This window comes from Sphingomonas sp. DC5200-1 (assembly GCF_049897245.1).
Classification (GTDB): domain Bacteria; phylum Pseudomonadota; class Alphaproteobacteria; order Sphingomonadales; family Sphingomonadaceae; genus Sphingomonas; species Sphingomonas aquatilis.
In genome coordinates, this window is sequence record NZ_JAFCVW010000002.1 from 163,685 (window position 1) to 180,218 (window position 16,534).

The following is a 16,534-nucleotide window of genomic DNA, read 5'->3' on the forward strand; positions in this document are numbered from 1 at the left end:
GCTACCGTCGGATGTAGCGGAAGTACCACACCTCGTGACCCTGCCGGCGCGCCTTGCGTTCATAGCGGGTCTCGGGCCAGTCGTCGGGGCGGACCAGGAAGTCGGCCGGCTCGCGCGCCTGCCATTCGAAGTCGCGGCGCTGGTCCATCACCATCATTGCCCAGCGGCAATAGGTCGGATCGTCGGTGCCCAGCCGAAATTCGGCGCCCGGCTTCAGCTTGGCAGCGATGGCGTCGAGCGGGCCATGGTTGACCATGCGACGCTTGGCATGGCGCGCCTTACGCCATGGATCGGGGTGGAGCAGATAAACGCGCGACAGGCTGGCATCGGGCAGTCGCTCCACCACGTCGAGCGCATCGCCCATGTGCAGCCGCACGTTGGTGAGGCCGCCATCGCGGATATGACCCAGTGCGCCGACCACGCCGTTCAGGAACGGTTCGCAGCCGATGAAGCCAGTGTCCGGCCGCATCGCCGCCTGCCCCGCCAGATGTTCGCCCGCGCCGAAGCCGATCTCCAGCTCCAGCGGCCGGTCGTCGCCGAACAGCGCCTTGCCCTCGATCGGCCCCGTCTCGGGAACGCTGAGCGCGTCGAGCGTCTCCTCGACCAGCGCGGCCTGACCGACGCGCAATTTGTGGCCCTGACGGCGGCCGTACAGGCGGCGGATGGTGGCGGGATCGTTCATGGCGCCGCGCCCTAGAACAGATGGGGGAAGAGGGAAACGCCCCAATCGCCCTGACACGCGGGAGCCAAGCGCCATCACCGACCGTTGCACGTCACGATGGACGCACCTTCAGACACCTCCGGCGATGACGATCTGAAGGCGGCCGACGCCAAGGACTTGCACCGCACCGTTCGTGAAGAGGGTGAGGAGGAACTGCGCCGCCCGATCCGGTCGCTGTTCTTTTCCGGGCTGGCGGCGGGCATTGCGATCACCGTGTCGCTGCTCGCCGAGGCCGCGTTACATGCGGCCTTGCCTGCCATGCCCTGGCGCGAATTGGTCGTGGGGCTTGGCTATCCAGTCGGGTTCATCGTCGTCATCCTCGGCCGGATGCAGCTGTTCACCGAAAGCACGATCACCGCGATGCTCCCGCTGGTCACGCGGCCGTCGCGTTGGGCGCTGGGGCGAACGCTGCGCCTGTGGGGCATCGTGCTCGCCGCCAATTTGTGCGGGACCGCCATCGCCGCCTTCGCAATCGCCAGCGGCGCCATGGGCAATGCGGCGATTCACGATGCGGCACTGACCATCTCACAGGGGATTACCGAGCTGTCGCCGGGGCGCACCTTCGTCAATGCGGTGCCGGCCGGCTTCCTGATCGCCGTCCTCGCCTGGGCGCTGCCCAATGCGCGGGAACAGAGCGTCACGGTCATCGGCATCTTCACCTATATTCTTGCGATCGGCAGCTTCAGCCATTCGATCGTCGGGTCGGCGGAGGCGTTTCTGTTATGGTTCGCCGGTCAGACCGGGGCGTGGCAGACGCTGGGCGGATTGATCGCGCCGGCCGTGCTTGGCAACCTGTTCGGCGGCGCCGGCATATTCGCACTGCTCGCCCACGCACAGGTTCGTGGCGAAATGCCACAGGGAGACAATCGGTGAGCCACGCTATCGTACCGGCAAACGACACCACACGACGTCTGCCGGCATTTCTGGGCGATGTCGCGCAGCAGCCCCAGTTGGTGGCGGCATCGGTCGGCACGATCGCCGCCGGGCTGGTTACCCGCCGGCCTGACCTGATTCGTGGCGGGGCGCGGATGCTCGCGGTGCATGTCGTCGCCAGTGCGGTCCGAACGGCGATGCGGCAGCGAACGCATGCCCCGAAGCATGCGGCGGATACCGCTGGGTCGCCCTCGCCGCTGTCGGAAGCGATCGTGGCGGGCCTGGTGGGATGGGTTGCGGAAGCCGCGATCGATAGCGCGCTCAACCACTTAGTCCCGGACCGCGAAACAGCGCCGAAATAGCCCCATTTGAGGGGCAATCACCCCACATCGGGTCGTTTACAAACCGGTGACTAATCTCTGTCAGATCGATCCGCGCACGCCATGGAACCGATACCCGAACCCACGCGCGAAAAGCGCAACAGTGTCATCGTCCGCGCCATCGTGATGACCGCCGATGGTCGATCGCGCGAACGCCGCGTCCGCAACCTGTCGCGCCATGGCGCCTGTATCGAACACGACAACGACCTCACCACCGGCGCGACGGTCATGCTGCACATGGGTTCGATGCCCGATCTGGTCGCAACGGTGCGGTGGGTCAGCGATCGGCTCGCCGGACTGAGCTTCAACGAGCTGATCGACCTCGACGAGGCGCGCAAACCGCGCGGCGTCGGCGTCACGCCCCGTGCCGGCTGGATCGCCGAACTCAACAATCCCTACCGCTGACACCTAGGCGTCTCGGGTCCCGAACCGAAACGCCCTCCCCCATCGCGAGACGGGGAAGGGCGCTGTCATGCAACCGTAGGATGCGTGATCGTCAGGCGACGGCAGCCTTCAGCGCGTCGACCAGATCGGTCTTTTCCCAGGTGAACAGATCGCCTTCCGGCTCGCGGCCGAAGTGACCGTAAGCGGCCGACTTGACGTAGATCGGCGCGTTCAGCTTCAGATGCTGGCGGATGCCCTTGGGGGTCAGGCGCACGAGCTGCGGCAGCACCGCTTCCAGCTTGTCCTCGGCGACCGTGCCGGTGCCGTGGGTGTCGACATAGACCGACAGCGGCTCGGCGATACCGATCGCGTACGACAGCTGGATCGTGCAGCGCTTGGCGAGGCCGGCGGCGACGACGTTCTTGGCGAGATAGCGCGCGACATAGGCGGCCGAGCGGTCGACCTTGGTGGGATCCTTGCCGCTGAACGCACCGCCGCCGTGCGGCGCGGCGCCGCCGTAGGTGTCGACGATGATCTTGCGGCCGGTGAGGCCTGCGTCGCCGTCCGGGCCGCCAATTTCGAACGCGCCGGTCGGGTTGATGTACACCTTGGTGTCGTCGGTGACGAAGCCGTCGGGCAGAACGTCGGTCAGCACGCCGGTGACATAGGCGCGCAGTTCCTCATACTTGGCCGGATCGGCGTTCTGGCCCTGCAGGCAATAGCCCGCCTTGTGCTGCGTCGAAACGACCAGGGCGGTCGCGCGGACGGGCACGCCGTTTTCATACTGCAGCGTGACCTGGCTCTTCGCGTCCGGCTCCAGGAACGGCGCCTTGCCCGAATGGCGGTCGGCCGCCATCGTTTCGAGGATCTTGTGGCTGTAGTAGAGCGTCGCTGGCATCAGGCCCGGCGTTTCGTCGGTCGCGTACCCGAACATGATGCCCTGGTCGCCCGCGCCCTCGTCCTTGTTCGAGCCTTCGTCGACGCCCATTGCGATTTCCGCCGACTGGCCGTGCAGGTTGTTTTCGAACGTGAACTCGTTCCAGTGGAAGCCCGACTGTTCGTAGCCGATGCGCTTCACCGTCGCGCGGACCGCCGCCTCGATCTCGGCGAGCGCGCCGTCGGCCCAGGCGTTGTTCTCATACACGCCCTTGCAGCGGATTTCGCCGGCCAGCACGACGAGATTGGTCGTGGTCAGCGTTTCACAGGCGATGCGCGCTTCCGGGTCCTTCGACAGGAACAGATCGACGATCGTGTCGCTGATCTGGTCCGCGACCTTGTCCGGATGACCTTCCGAAACCGATTCCGACGTGAAGATGTAATTGCCGCGCATCATTGCCTCATAACGATATAAAGATACCTTTATATGTCGTCCTTACCGCGCTGAACGGCGGTTGGCAATTGCCGCCACCAGGAAGGCGAGCGCGACGATCAGCGCCGCCCAATTGCCCAGCCGGCTGAACAGCGTGGGCGGCAGCGCGGGCGGCATCCGCACCTCCACCACCCCTGCCCGCTCGTGCGGGATCGTCGCGACGAGCCGCCCGTCGGCGGCGATGACGGCGCTGATTCCGGTGGGCGTCGCACGGACGATCGGCAGCCCCTCCTCGATCGCGCGCATGCGGGTCTGCGCCAGGAATTGCGGCGATCCCCAGCTGCCGAACCAGGCGTCGTTCGACGGATTGAACAGCAGCCGCGGGCGGTGGCCCGGCTCGATCAGCTCGCCCGAGAAGATCGTCTCGTAACAGACCTGTACGCCGATATCGCCAAAGCCGGGCAGGCTCAGCGTGCGCGGACCGGGGCCGGGCGTGAAGTCCATGTCGCCGGGCACCAGCCGGGCAAGCCCGAGCGGGCGCAGCAGCCACGGCATCGGCAGATATTCGCCATAGGGGACGAGGTGCGCCTTGTCGTAGCGGCCGACGATCCGGCCGACGGAATCGATCGCGAGCACGGAATTGGCGGCGCCGGACACCTCGCCGCGCGCGTCGAAGGACAAGGTGTCGGCGCTGGTCATCAGGATGTCGCCCGGGCGCAGCGCGGCGGCGATCCGGCGGCGCGTCCACGACGATGGCCGATCACCATAGACCCAATAGGGATAGCCGCTTTCCAGCAGGTCGCGCAGCAGCCCCTCGGGCCACAGGACCAGCCGAGGCGCACCGGCGGGGTGACGCGTACCGCGCAGCAATGTCGCCAGCGCATATTCCCCCGCATTCTCGCCGCGCACGTCGTTGCCGATATTGGGCTGCACGACACGCAGGATCGGCGCATCCGCCGCTGCGGAAGGCGCATGGGTCCACAGCGCGGACAGTGCGGCGCCGGCCAGCACCACTGCGAGGCCCGCCGCCAGCCGCCAGTGCCGCCGCACCGCCATCAGCAGCGCTACCGCGAACAGCACGGTTACGCCGGACAGCGCATAGGTGCCGATCCATGCCGACAGCCGCGCGATGCCGATTATCGGCACCCAGATCACGCCGATCGGGTCCCAGGCATAGCCCGTGAACAGCGTGGCGCGCAGATATTCGCTGGCGATCCATGCCGCGGCGAAGACCAGGGCGAAGGCCGCATCCACGCCGCCGCGCCCCCGGAAGCGCCAGCCGACCAGCGACGCCAGCATCGGAAACACCGCCAGATACAGCGCGAGGCCAACCGCCGCGAAATAGCCGAGCACCGGCGGCATCTTGTCCTGAAAGTCGAAGGCGTGCTGGAACCAGTTGTTGTTGATCGTGAAATGCCCGACGCCCCAGCACCAGCCGATCCACGCGGCGCGGCGGCCGGTGGGCGCGGCCTGCACCAGCGCGGCGAGGCCCGCGAGGCCGAGGAGCGTCAGCGGCCAGAATTGCAACGGCGCGAAGCCGGTGGCGGCTACGACGCCGAGCAGGAGGGCGGTTAGCGCGGGACGGCGGGACACATCGGCGATCATGCGCGGCGCTTTACTGTACCGCTGGTGGCTTGTCCCAAGCCTTTCACCCCCACGCGTCACCCCGGACTTGTTCCGGGGTCCACCGGGCCGCTGGGGAATGGTAGGAGGCTCGAGCCGTCTCCCTCGCCGCAGAGTGGACCCCGGAACCAGTCCGGGGTGACGGAGGGTTTGTGGACACGTGTCGCGCTCATCGGACGCCGATTCGGACCTCGCCCGACGCTCTGCGCACCGCGGAAGTGGACGAAGTGGACGGTACGTTATCGTCGGAATGCCCTCCCGTCCGTCGGCACGCGCAAAAGCCGGCTTCACGGTATCAAAGAGCAACGGGAGGGTAGGCATAATCGGGTCGTGTAGGACAGCGAAAAATGCGGACGTCGCCGACGCGAGGCGTCCGGGACAGTCGACCGCGACCACCCACCAACACCATGTCGCGTTAACCCTGTCTCCGCTATGACCGCCGCCATGCAGGGCCGTTTCGACCACATCCCCAATCGTCGCGCGATCATCGATCGGCGCGCGCTCGCCGAGCGGATCGCGGCGATCGATGCCGCCGATGCGCCGTTGCGCGCGCAGGCGACGCAGCTACTCAAGGCGGCGCTGGCCGATGGGCGCACCGAAATTCAGCGCCGTCTCGCTGCACATCCCTCACGCGGGCTGGAGGCATCGAACGCGCAGGCGTATCTGACAGACCAGCTGCTGCGCCTGCTCTACGATCTCGCAACGCAGCGGCTGCATCCGCTCGCCAACCCCACCGCGGGGGAGCGGATGACGCTGATCGCGGTCGGCGGCTATGGCCGTGCCGAAATGGCGCCCTATTCGGATGTCGATATCGGCTTCCTGACGCCGGGCAAGCAGACGCCCTGGGCCGAGCAGGTCATCGAATCAATGCTGTATGCGCTATGGGACCTGGGGCTGAAGATCGGCCATTCCAGCCGCTCGCTCGACGAGATGGTGCGCCAGGCGAAGGCCGATGTGACGATCCGTACGGCGCTGCTGGAGGCGCGCTACGTCATCGGCGACCAGTCGCTGTATGACGAGGCGGCGCGGCGCTTCAAGGCGGAGGTGCAGCACGGCACCGAACGCGAGTTCATCGCCGACAAGCTCGCCGAACGCGACGCCCGCCATCGCAAGATGGGCGACACGCGCTACGTCGTCGAACCCAACGTCAAGGAGGGCAAGGGTGGCCTGCGCGATTTGCATGCGCTCTTCTGGATCGGCAAATATATCTACGACGTGCAGCGCGGCGCGGATCTCGTCGGCGTCGGCCTGCTGACGCCGGAAGAGTATAAGCTCTTCCACCGCGCCGACAATTTCCTGCAAGCCGTGCGCTGCCACCTGCACAGTATCACCCGCCGCGCGGAGGATCGCCTGACCTTCGACGTCCAGCGCGAAGTGGCGGCGCGGATGCGCTTTTCCGACCGGCCGGGCAAACCCGCGGTCGAGCGGTTCATGCAATATTACTTCCTGCAGGCGCGCACCGTCGGCGACCTGACCGGCGTGTTCCTCGCGCACCTGGACGAGCGGTTCGCGGCGCGCGGGCGCAGGTTCGGCCTGCCGACGATCCGGCGCCGTCCGGGCAAGCTGCACGGCTTCGTCCTCGATCGCGGACGCCTCGCGCTGCCCCGCGACGACTATTTCGCCGAAGACCCGGTGCGGCTGATCGAGATCTTCCAGCTCGCCGACCTGCACGGCGTCGAGATTCACCCGCTCGCGATGCGCGCGGCCAAGCGCGATGCCAAGCTGATCGACGGGCACCGCCGCGATGCGCGCGCCAACGCCTTCTTCCTCGATGTGTTGACGTCGCCCCGCGATCCCGAATTGGTGCTGCGCTGGATGAACGAGGCGGGCGTCTTCGGCCGCTTCGTGCCCGATTTCGGCCGCGTCGTCGCGCAGATGCAGTTCGATATGTACCACCATTATACGGTGGACGAGCATACGATCCGCGCGATCGGCTTGCTGAGCCGGATCGACAAGGGCGAGCTGAAGGAGGACCATCCGCTGTCCTCCGCGATCATCAAGCACATCATTTCGCGCCGCGTCCTCTATGTTGCGGTGCTGCTGCACGACATCGCCAAGGGGCGCGGTGGCGACCATTCGATCCTGGGCGCGGAGGTGGCCGAGCGGCTATGCCCGCGCTTCGGCTTGTCACCCGCCGAGACGGAGACGGTGGCGTGGCTGGTCCGCTGGCACCTGCTGATGTCGGCGACCGCGTTCAAGCGCGACCTGAGCGATTTCAAGACGATCCTCGATTTCTGCGAGGTGGTGCAAAGCCCCGAACGCCTGCGCCTGCTGCTGGTGCTGACCATCGTCGACATCCGCGCAGTGGGGCCGGGCACGTGGAACGGCTGGAAGCGGCAGCTGCTCGCCGATCTGTTCGAGGCGGCGGAAGAGGTGCTGCGCCTGGGCCACAAGCAGCGCGGCCGCGCCGAGCGGATCGCCACGCGGCAGGAAACGCTGCAGGCGACGCTGGCGTGGGACGATGCGCGCTTCGCCGCCTTCGTCCGGCGCTTTCCCGAGGCCTATTGGATCGCCGAGCCGGACGATGTGCTCGCCCATAATGCGCGCTTCATCGATGCCGCCGGGGACGCGCAGCTCTCCATCGATGCGCAGGTCTATGCGACGCGCGGCGCGACATTGGTGACGATCTATGCCGCCGACCATCCTGGGCTGTTCTATCGCATCGCCGGTGCGATCCATGTCGCGGGCGGCAACATCATCGACGCGCGCATCCATACGACGCGCGACGGCATGGCGATCGACAATTTCCTGGTGCAGGACCCGTTCGGCCGCCCGTTCGACGACGCCAGCCAGCTGACGCGGCTGACGATGGCGATCGAGGATGCGCTGGCCAATCGCGGCAAGCTCGCCGATCGCCTCGTCGCCAAGCCCGCGGCGCGGACGCGGGCGGATGCGTTCGAGATCGTGCCGAACGTGCTGATCGACAATCACGCATCGAACCGCTTCACGGTGATCGAAGTGAATGCCCGCGACCGGCCGGCGCTGCTCAACCAGCTGGCGCATGCGCTGTTCCAGTCGAAGGTGACGCTGCATTCGGCGCATGTCGCGACCTATGGCGAGCGGGCGGTCGACACGTTCTACGTCACCGACCTGACCGGCGACCGCATCATCCAGCCGGCGCGTCTGAAGACGCTGGAACGGCGGCTGCGCACCGCCGCGGCGGGCGAGACGGAGGACGTGACGGCTTAGATTCGATTCCCTGGCCCATCGTCTCGTCACCCCGGACTTGATCCGGGGTGACGATAGATTGTGCGGACTTCCTCGGCGACGAGGGGGCTCAGCTACACCGGTTCGGGCGGGGCGAAGGTGAGCATCGTGTCGCCCGGCTCCACCACCGGCCGCTGCGTCGTCGAGAACAGCAGCAGGCGGCGGTCGGGCTTCATCACCGCGACCGGCTCCGCCTCCGGGGCGAGGCGTGCGCGATAGGCCTCATAGGGGAAGACGCTGGTGATCCGCGTCCGCCCGAACGCCCAGCCGGCGGCGACGCGCACCTGCAATTCGTCCACCGTCTCGCCACCTTCCAGCAGCATGCGCGCGCGGCGGCGGCTGAGACGCGTTTCGTCGACGCCGGTCTGCGTTAGCTTGTCCTGCCCGACTTCGGGGCCGAGGTCGGCACAGACGAGGCTGTTGTAGGAATCGTTGTCGGTGGCGGCGATGACGTGCTGGAACTGCTGCATGTCGAGCGTGTCCTGCGTCACCTCGTCCAGGATGTCGCCCTGATGGACGTCGAGCGACTGTTTGCGTGCGGCGCGGAGCGCGAACTTGGCGGTGTCGGCGATCATCACCGTTAGCCCCATCTTCTGCAAGGCGCCGCCCAATGCGGTGGTGAAGGCGTTGGCGCCGACCAGCAGCACGCCCTCGCCCTTCCCCTTGTCGATCCCCAGCCGCCGCGCGACCCAGCCCGCCGAAAAGCCGTGTGCGAAGATCGTCGCGACGACGACGCCGAACACCAAGGGCACCAGCGCGTCGGCATCCTTCATGCCGAAATCCTCCAGCCGCAGCGCGAACAGGCTGGTGACCGCGATCGCGACGACGCCGCGCGGCGCGATCCAAGCGACGAACAGCCGCTCGCGCCACGGCATGCCCGAAAAGGCGAGGCTGGCGATGACGGTCAACGGCCGCACGACGAACAGCAGCAGAAACAGGAAAATGAGGAACCGCGCCTGGAAGCGCTCCACCACCTCCCATTGCAGCGTCGCGGACAGGATGACGAAGACACCCGAGATGAGGAGGACGGCGAGATCTTCCTTGAAATGCTTGAGCGCGGCGGTCGACTGGGTCTGGCGATTGCCCATCACCACGCCCATCAGCGTGACGGTGATGAGGCCCGTTTCGTGCTTGATCAGGTCTGCCGCGACGAAGCCGGCGATCACCGCGACGAGGACGGTGGGCGCCTTGAGATACTCCGGGATATAGGCGCGGCGGAAGGCGGTGGTGAGGCCGAAGCCCAAGCCGACGCCGATCGCGCCCGCGATCAGCGTCGCCGCGGCGACATCCAGCCCGATCGCGATCGCGCTGCGGTCCGGGCCGATATAGGTGATATAGGCATAGATCGCGACGGCGAGCAGCGCGCCGATCGGGTCGTTGACGATGCCTTCCCATTTCAGCGTGTCGCGGACGCGTGCGGGGACGCGCAGGGATCGCAGCATCGGTCCGATCACCGTCGGGCCAGTGACGACGAGGATGCCGCCGAACAGCGCCGATATGCCGAGCGGCAGTCCCGCGCCGTAGAAGGCCGCGGCGGTGCCGAGCACCAGCCCGACCGGCACGCCGATCACCACGAGCCGCAGCACGGCCGGGCCGGCGTGGCGCAGATCGCGGAAGTTGAGGCTGAGGCCGCCTTCGAACAGGATCACCGCCACGGCGAGCTTGATGATCGGCTGTTGCAGCGCGCCGAAATCGCGTTGCGGATCGATCAGGCCCGTCACCGGCCCCGCCAATACGCCGGCGATCAGCATCAGCGCGATGGCGGGCTTGCCCGTCCGCCACGCGATCCACTGTGCGCCGATGCCGAGCAGGCCGATCAGCGCGAATTTGACCAGCATCGATTCGAAGATCAGCGATCGTCCCCTTCATCGCTCCAATCGGCGATAGCGGGTGCCGGTTCCCTGCCCCCCGTCAAAACGCTTGCGGTACGACGAGCCTGTGGCCGGGTCAGCCGTGCCGCAAAAGAAACGGGCCGGCGCGCATCGCTGCGGCCGGCCCAGGGATCGTTGCCTGGCTTGAGGTTAGAAGCGCGCGCGGATCGTCGCACCATAGGTGCGCGGTTCGGCGAGATATTGCGAGAACAGCTGGCGGCCGCCCGGATATTGCGGATCCTGGAACGCCGCGGTCGCAGCGCCTTCCTGGAACGGCGAGTTGAACGCGACCTGCGCGTAATTCACGTTGGTCAAATTCTGCGCCCAGAATTCCAGGCTGAACTTTTCGTCCGGCGTACGCAGGCCGATGCGGGCGTTCACGATCGCATAGCCGTCCTGCACTTTCTGCGGAAACAGATCGGACCCAGTGTTATAGTCGCTGGTCATGCGCGTATCGACGTAGAACAGCGCCGAATAACCACCGCCGAGTTGCGGCGTCCACGCCGCCGACGCGGTCGTCACCACGTCCGCCGAGTTGGACATGCGATTGCCGGGCAGCTTGCGCAGCGCCTGATCGAGCGGCGCGCCCGCATCGGTGCCGACCAGCTGGTCGCGATAGCTGGTGTCGGTCAGCGTCAGGCCCAGGGTCACGCGGAAGTCGCGCGCCGGGACCAGCGAGGCCTCAAGCTCGACGCCCTTCGAGCGGACGCCCCAGCCCACGTCGCCCGACGGGCAGGCACCGGTGGTCGCCGCCGCGGCATTGTAATTGCCGGCCGCCGCAAACTTGCTCTGGTCGCGATCGCCGCCGTTGAGGTTGGACGAGCAGCCGTTGATGTTCTGGACCAGGAAGACGGTGCCGTTGAACGTGTTGAGCTGGAAGTTCTTGAAGTCCTGCAGGAACGCCGCGGCGGTCAGCGTGAACGGTCCGGTCGCGTATTTGGCGCCGATTTCATAGGCGTTGACCGTTTCCGGCGCGAATTGCAGTGCATTGACCAGCGCCTGCGCACCGCCCGAGGCCGAGAAGGGCAGGATGGGCGACTTCAGCGCCGAGCGGTCGAGGTTGAAGCCACCCGCCTTATAGCCGCGCGAATAGCTGCCGTAGACGAGCAGGTCGTCGATCGGCTTCCACGACAGCACCGCCGTGCCGGTGAACTGGTCTTCCTTGCGGACGCTGTTGATCGACACGCCGTTGAGCTCTGCGGTCGAATTGCCCTGGCACGACAGGCCGATGATGCCGCCCGCGGTGGCGGCGAGGCCGGCGTTCGACAGGAAGGGCAGCAGCGCGCGCTGGTTGGCGACGCAGCCGACGTTGTCGTTGGTGAAGGTCGCGTCGAAGCGCTTGCGTTCGTTGGTGTAGCGCAGGCCCAGCGTCAGATCGACGGTGCGCGTGACATGGAAGATGTTGTGCGTGAACAGCGCCCAGTTGCGGCTGTTCTGATTGTAGACGTCGCGCGTTGCGCCCTTGTCGTTGATCGCATCCAGCGTATCGATCGCGCCGACGATCGTCGGGCCCGCCGCGCCGAAGGGCGAGGCGACACCCGGCACGACGCCGCTGAGGACCGCACGACCCGTCGCGCTGAGGCAGCCTGCGTTACCCGGCGCGTAGAATTGTGCGAGCGCACTGCCCGACACCAGGCGGCAGGTCGCGAAGCGGCCGTACTGGCTGCCGAAGCGCAGGTTATCGAGGACGCGCAGGTCTTCGTTGGCGAAGAAGCCGCCGACCAGCCAGTCGAGCTTGTCGTTGAACAGCGAGCCGTTCAGGCGGACCTCCTGCGTGAAGGTGCGGAAGCGACGCGCCGAATTGCCGTTGGCGGCGCGATACAGGATGTCGACGCGGCTATAGTCGGTGTCCGACCCCTGGCTCGAATCGTAATCGCGATAGGCGGTGATCGAGGTCAGCTTGGTGCCGCCGATATTCCAGTCGAGCTGGCCGGACACGCCCCAATCCTTGGTGATGCCGGCAAAGCTGCGGCCGGGGCTGACCGACACGTCGCGGCTGTAGCCGGCGGCGTTGACGTAGTTCAGCGGCTGGCCGAGGTCGCGGATGACGTTGACGATGTTGTTGCCGTTGCTGCCCGCGGCGAGGCCCGCGTTCACCGAGGCGACCGGATCGTTGAGGTTGCCGACAGCTTCGTTAACCGAGCGATCGACATAGGTCGCCGCGCAGCACTTTTCGTCGCGATGCGTATAGTCGCCGATCAGGCGGAAGGTGACGTCGCTGCTCGGTTCGAACAGTAACTGGCCGCGCAGGAAGTAGCGGTCGCGGTTATTGACGTCGGTGTTGTTGGTGTAATCGCGGTAGAAGCCGTCGCGCTTGACGTAGACGCCATCGACGCGTGCCGCGATCGTTTCGCTCAGCGGCAGGTTGAGGTTTCCGGCGAAGCGGTAGAAATTGTAGTTGCCGTAGGTCGCTTCCGCGCCGCCGCTGAAGCCCGAGAAGGACGGTGCCTTGCTGACGATGCTGATCAGGCCCGCCGACGAGTTGCGGCCGCCGAGCGTGCCCTGCGGGCCGCGCAGCACCTCGACCCGGTCGATTTCACCCAGTTCGGTGAGGCCGATGCCGGAGCGCGAGCGGTAGACGCCGTCGATGAACACCGCGACCGAGCTTTCGAGGCCGGGGTTGTCGCCGACCGTACCGATACCTCGAATACGCGCCGAGCCGTTCGCTTCCGAGCCCGTCGACGACACCAGCAGCGACGGCGCGAGCTGGTTGAGCTGACGGATGTCGCTGGCGCCCGAATTCTGCAGCGTTTCGGCGGAGACGGCGGAGATCGCGACCGGCACGTCGGCCAGCGCCTGGGCGCGGCCCTGCGCGGTGACGACGATGTCCGCTCCCATCTGGTCGTCCTGCGTCACCGACCCGGCGGCGGTGGGCGTCGTCGTCTGCGTCGCCGCGCTCGAGGGTTCGGGGCTGTTGTTCTGGGCCATCGCGGGCGAGGCGATGGCGATCGTCGCTGCCGACAGCAGGTACGCGGTAAGGCGCATGGGCTTCCTCTCCAGATCGATTTCGATTGTTTTCGAATATCGGGTTTTCTTTTGAGGCTAGGTGGTCGCAGGCGTGAGCGTCCACTATTTTCATAATGGCGTCATGCTTTTCGAATGCAGTGTCTCCCATACGCAACACCGGGCCCGTTGCCGGACCCGGTGTTCAAAAAAGCCAGATTTCAGATGACGCTACGGAAAGCGCCGATCCGGCCGGATGCTTATTTCGGCGCGAGCACCATCAGCATCTGACGGCCTTCCATGCGCGGATAGGCTTCGACCTTGGCGATCTCCTGCACCTGCTCCGCGACGCGCTGCAGCACGTTCATGCCGAGCTGGCCGTGGCTGAGCTCGCGACCGCGGAAGCGCATCGTGACCTTCACCTTGTCGCCATCCTCGATGAATTCGGCGACCTTCTTCATCTTGGTGTCGTAATCATGGTCGTCGATGTTCGGACGCATCTTGATCTCCTTGATCTCCTGCGTCTTCTGCGACTTCCTCGCGAGGTTCGCCTTCTTCTGCGCCTCGTACTTGAACTTGCCGACGTCGAGGAACTTGGCGACGGGCGGATCGGCGTTCGGCGACACCTCGACCAGATCCAGGCCGACTTCCTGCGCCTGCGCCATCGCCTCGCGCGTGTACATCACGCCAAGATTCTCACCCTCATGGTCGATGACGCGGACCTTGGGGCTCTGGATCCATTCGTTGAAACGAGGACCGTTCATCGGCGGCGCCTGGTTCGGCCGGCGCATCATGGGAGGACGTATGGGTATTGCTCCTGTGGTGGTTTGCGAACGTATATAAGGGATCGGCGCGCCTTTTGAAAGACGCGCCGTCTCCTTCAGCCGCGCATGTCCGGCGCCAGTGCCTCGTCGCGGAGCATAGCGAGCGCTTCGTCGATGGTCACGATCTGCTGGGCCTGACTGCCGAGGCGGCGGATGGCGACCTTGCCTTCTTCGGCTTCGCGCTTGCCGACGACGAGCAGGACGGGGACCTTGGCGACGGAGTGTTCGCGGACCTTGTAGTTGATCTTCTCGTTCCGGAGGTCGGTTTCGACGCGCACGCCCGCCTTGCGCAGGGTCGCCGCGACGTCCTCGGCATAATCATCCGCATCCGAGACGATCGTCGCGACCACCGCCTGCACCGGCGACAGCCACAGCGGGAAACGGCCGGCGTGGTGTTCGATCAGGATGCCGATGAAGCGTTCGAACGTGCCGAGGATCGCGCGATGGAGCATGATCGGGCGGTGGCGGTTGCCGTCTTCACCGACATAGCTCGCATCGAGGCGGTCGGGCAGCACGCGGTCGGACTGGATGGTGCCGACCTGCCACGTCCGGCCGATCGCGTCGGTCAAATGGAATTCGAGCTTGGGGGCGTAGAAGGCGCCCTCGCCCGGCAGTTCCTCGAACTTCGCCTTGATGTCCTCAGGCAGGTTCGACGCCTGCACCGCGTCGCGCAGTTCCTGTTCGGACTGGTCCCACATTTCGTCAGAGCCGAAACGCTTTTCGGGGCGCAGCGCGAGCTTCACCGCATAATCGGTGAAGCCGAGGTCCTGATAGACCGAGTGGAGCAGTTCGCAGAATTTGCGCACTTCGTCGACAAGCTGGTCCTCGCGCACGAAGATGTGCGCGTCGTCCTGCGTGAACTGGCGCACGCGCATGATGCCGTGGAGCGCGCCGTGCGGCTCGTTGCGGTGGCAACAGCCGAATTCGGCCATGCGGATGGGGAGGTCGCGGTAGCTCTTGATCCCCTGTTTGAAGATCAGGACGTGCGCGGGGCAATTCATCGGCTTCAGCGCCATCAGGTCGGCATCGCCCGACAGGATCGCGCCCTCGTCCTCGGTGTTCGGAATCTCGTCCGGCACCACGAACATGTTTTCGCGATACTTGCCCCAGTGGCCCGACTGTTCCCACTGACGTGCGTCCATCAGCTGCGGCGTCTTCACCTCGGCATAATCGGCGGCGTCGAGGCGGCGGCGCATATAGGCCTCCATCTGCCGCCACAGGACGAAGCCCTTGGGGTGCCAGAAGACCGAACCCTGCGCCTCCGACTGGAGGTGGAACAGGTCCATCTCCGCGCCGATCTTGCGATGGTCGCGCTTGGCGGCCTCCTCCAGCATGAAGAGGTGCTGGTCGAGTTGCTTCTTGTTGAGCCAGCCGGTGCCGTAGATGCGGCTGAGCATCGCGTTCTTCTGGTCGCCGCGCCAATAGGCGCCCGACACGCGCGTCAGCTTGAACGCGTTGGGATCAAGCTTGCCGGTCGAAACCATGTGCGGCCCGCGGCACATGTCGAGCCATTCGCCCTGACGATAGATCGTCAGTTCCTCGCCCTCGGGCAGTTCGGCGGCCCATTCGGCCTTGAAGGTCTCGCCCTGCTTCGTCCAGGTATCGATCAGCTTTTCGCGGCTCCACACTTCGCGCGTAAACGGTTCGTTCTTCGCGATGATGCGGCGCATTTCGGCCTCGATCGCGGGCAGGTCGTCCTCGGTGAAGGGGCGATCTTTCGGCGCGAAGTCGTAATAGAAACCATCGTCGGTCGCGGGACCGAAGGTGATCTGCGTGCCCGGGAACAGATGCTGCACCGCCTCGGCCATCACGTGCGCGAGGTCGTGACGGACGAGTTCGAGCGCGTCGGCTTCGTCCTTCGCGGTCACCAGCGCGAGCTGCGTGTCGCCGTCGAACGGCCGGTTGAGATCGCGCACCTGCCCGTCGATGCGTGCGGCGAGCGCCGCCTTGGCGAGGCCCGGACCGATGGCGGCGGCCACGTCCGCGGGGGTAGTCCCCGGCGCAACCTCGCGGACGGAACCGTCGGGCAGCGTGATACGGAACATGACAGACATGGGTTCAAGGCTTCCTTGGGTATTGAGAGCGCGGCTTATGCACGCGGGGGAGCGAAGGACGCAAGGCGAGTCGCGGGGGCGATTCGGGGGCGCGGCGGCCTTTCGGGGCGCTGGAAGTGGACGAAGTGGACGAAGTGGACGATACGTTATGGTCGGAAGCGCCACCCGTGCTGTCCCAACGCGGCGGTGCCGGTGTGATCGGCGGAGGCGCGACATGGGCCATCGCGGGGACCTTAGGCATAACCGGGGCGCGTAGGACAGGCCCTCTTTTCGTCACCCCGGACTTGGTCCGGGGTCCACTCGGCGGCCAGGGGAGTGGTTCGAGCCTCTTGCCTCCCCCGCGCG

11 protein-coding genes are annotated in these 16,534 nt (G+C 66.3%); 4 read left to right on the top strand and 7 right to left on the bottom strand.

From position 1 onward, the window contains the following. Position 1 precedes the first annotated feature (1 nt). Positions 2–682, bottom strand: a complete 681-nt coding sequence (gene trmB / locus ACP7A3_RS04125; RefSeq protein ID WP_426255242.1) for a tRNA (guanine(46)-N(7))-methyltransferase TrmB — start codon at positions 680–682, stop codon at positions 2–4. 96 nt (positions 683–778) lie between these two features. Between trmB and ACP7A3_RS04130 the strand changes: the two genes are divergently transcribed. The 3 genes from ACP7A3_RS04130 (at position 779) to ACP7A3_RS04140 (ending at position 2,379) form a co-directional block, all read left to right on the top strand. Continuing rightward, positions 779–1,594, top strand: a complete 816-nt coding sequence (locus ACP7A3_RS04130; protein WP_426255241.1) for a formate/nitrite transporter family protein — start codon at positions 779–781, stop codon at positions 1,592–1,594. Then, positions 1,591–1,956 carry a hypothetical protein gene (locus tag ACP7A3_RS04135; protein WP_426255240.1) on the top strand — a complete coding sequence of 122 codons (366 nt, stop codon included), beginning with the start codon at positions 1,591–1,593 and terminating at the stop codon, positions 1,954–1,956. The genes ACP7A3_RS04130 and ACP7A3_RS04135 overlap by 4 nt, the downstream gene beginning before the upstream one ends. Positions 1,957–2,037: 81 nt before the next feature. Further along, positions 2,038–2,379 (top strand): PilZ domain-containing protein, encoded by a 342-nt coding sequence (locus tag ACP7A3_RS04140; protein WP_017979631.1) that lies wholly within the window; start codon positions 2,038–2,040, stop codon positions 2,377–2,379. A 91-nt stretch (positions 2,380–2,470) separates the two neighbouring features. Here the strand turns inward: ACP7A3_RS04140 and metK are convergent, their stop codons facing one another. Continuing rightward, complete coding sequence (gene metK / locus ACP7A3_RS04145) at positions 2,471–3,688, bottom strand: methionine adenosyltransferase (RefSeq protein WP_063689693.1); 1,218 nt, start codon at positions 3,686–3,688, stop codon at positions 2,471–2,473. Positions 3,689–3,730: 42 nt separating this feature from the next. Then, the gene (gene lnt, locus ACP7A3_RS04150; RefSeq protein WP_426255239.1) at positions 3,731–5,272 is read right to left on the bottom strand and encodes an apolipoprotein N-acyltransferase; all 1,542 of its coding nucleotides are present in this window, start codon (positions 5,270–5,272) and stop codon (positions 3,731–3,733) included. A gap of 450 nt (positions 5,273–5,722) precedes the next feature. Between lnt and ACP7A3_RS04155 the strand changes: the two genes are divergently transcribed. After that, positions 5,723–8,479, top strand: a complete 2,757-nt coding sequence (locus tag ACP7A3_RS04155) for a [protein-PII] uridylyltransferase (protein ID WP_426255238.1) — start codon at positions 5,723–5,725, stop codon at positions 8,477–8,479. A gap of 92 nt (positions 8,480–8,571) precedes the next feature. Here the strand turns inward: ACP7A3_RS04155 and ACP7A3_RS04160 are convergent, their stop codons facing one another. The 4 genes from ACP7A3_RS04160 to thrS form a co-directional block, all read right to left on the bottom strand. Beyond that, complete coding sequence (locus tag ACP7A3_RS04160; RefSeq protein WP_043060347.1) at positions 8,572–10,335, bottom strand: cation:proton antiporter; 1,764 nt, start codon at positions 10,333–10,335, stop codon at positions 8,572–8,574. A 183-nt stretch (positions 10,336–10,518) separates the two neighbouring features. Next, positions 10,519–13,353: a TonB-dependent receptor gene (locus tag ACP7A3_RS04165; RefSeq protein ID WP_426255237.1), complete on the bottom strand. Its 2,835-nt coding sequence runs from the start codon at positions 13,351–13,353 to the stop codon at positions 10,519–10,521. A 218-nt stretch (positions 13,354–13,571) separates the two neighbouring features. Further along, on the bottom strand, positions 13,572–14,105 hold the full coding sequence (gene infC, locus ACP7A3_RS04170; protein WP_017979637.1) for a translation initiation factor IF-3: 534 nt from the start codon (positions 14,103–14,105) through the stop codon (positions 13,572–13,574). A gap of 86 nt (positions 14,106–14,191) precedes the next feature. Beyond that, entirely contained in the window at positions 14,192–16,189 is a 1,998-nt protein-coding gene (gene thrS / locus ACP7A3_RS04175) for a threonine--tRNA ligase (RefSeq protein ID WP_426255236.1), read from the bottom strand. Between the last annotated feature and the right edge of the window lie 345 nt (positions 16,190–16,534).

Excerpts from the sequence above, each read along its gene's own strand:
- trmB (WP_426255242.1), bottom strand. The coding sequence starts at position 682 with ATGAACGATCCCGCCACCATCCGCCGCCTGTACGGCCGCCGTCAGGGC.
- ACP7A3_RS04130 (WP_426255241.1), top strand. The coding sequence starts at position 779 with ATGGACGCACCTTCAGACACCTCCGGCGATGACGATCTGAAGGCGGCC.
- ACP7A3_RS04140 (WP_017979631.1), top strand. The coding sequence starts at position 2,038 with ATGGAACCGATACCCGAACCCACGCGCGAAAAGCGCAACAGTGTCATC.
- metK (WP_063689693.1), bottom strand. The coding sequence starts at position 3,688 with ATGCGCGGCAATTACATCTTCACGTCGGAATCGGTTTCGGAAGGTCAT.
- lnt (WP_426255239.1), bottom strand. The coding sequence starts at position 5,272 with ATGATCGCCGATGTGTCCCGCCGTCCCGCGCTAACCGCCCTCCTGCTC.
- ACP7A3_RS04155 (WP_426255238.1), top strand. The coding sequence starts at position 5,723 with ATGACCGCCGCCATGCAGGGCCGTTTCGACCACATCCCCAATCGTCGC.
- ACP7A3_RS04160 (WP_043060347.1), bottom strand. The coding sequence starts at position 10,335 with ATGCTGGTCAAATTCGCGCTGATCGGCCTGCTCGGCATCGGCGCACAG.
- ACP7A3_RS04165 (WP_426255237.1), bottom strand. The coding sequence starts at position 13,353 with ATGCGCCTTACCGCGTACCTGCTGTCGGCAGCGACGATCGCCATCGCC.
- infC (WP_017979637.1), bottom strand. The coding sequence starts at position 14,105 with ATGATGCGCCGGCCGAACCAGGCGCCGCCGATGAACGGTCCTCGTTTC.
- thrS (WP_426255236.1), bottom strand. The coding sequence starts at position 16,189 with ATGTCTGTCATGTTCCGTATCACGCTGCCCGACGGTTCCGTCCGCGAG.